This is a genomic window from Leifsonia sp. SIMBA_070 (genome assembly GCF_046534635.1).
Lineage (GTDB): Bacteria > Actinomycetota > Actinomycetes > Actinomycetales > Microbacteriaceae > Leifsonia.
Genome location: NZ_JAWRYK010000209.1, coordinates 1 through 276, shown reverse-complemented (window position 1 = coordinate 276; position 276 = coordinate 1). Strand labels below are relative to the sequence as shown.

At 55.4% G+C, this 276-nt stretch carries 1 protein-coding gene; it reads right to left on the bottom strand.

The window, feature by feature from the left end; translation table 11 throughout:
* Positions 1-24 precede the first annotated feature (24 nt).
* A complete protein-coding gene (locus SB754_RS20055) occupies positions 25-213 on the bottom strand; it encodes a TraR/DksA C4-type zinc finger protein (RefSeq protein ID WP_410784133.1) in 189 nt (62 codons plus the stop codon).
* Positions 214-276: the final 63 nt, after the last annotated feature.

The following is a 276-nucleotide window of genomic DNA, read 5'->3' as shown; positions in this document are numbered from 1 at the left end:
AAGCGAATTGTTGTGCATCAAACATTATCGGGAATACCGTTCGCCCATGTCTTGGCAGCTAACGCAGCGAGTTACACCCCATACGGCACGGCGGCGCTGTTCCGGGATAGGGGCGTCACAGTCCTCACAAAATAAAGCCGTTACACAGACCGGACGATTGACCACGCTGGCTATATTTCGCGCCAGCATCTCGTCGGCGTGTGCCTGCGCCATGTCCATTGAGTCGGCCATCAATGCAGCTCCTGCGCTTGACGCTCTAACTTTTCGGATTCCTGG

Bases quoted from the DNA above. Each gene is read 5' to 3' on its own strand.
- SB754_RS20055 (WP_410784133.1), bottom strand. From the start codon at position 213: ATGGCGCAGGCACACGCCGACGAGATGCTGGCGCGAAATATAGCCAGC.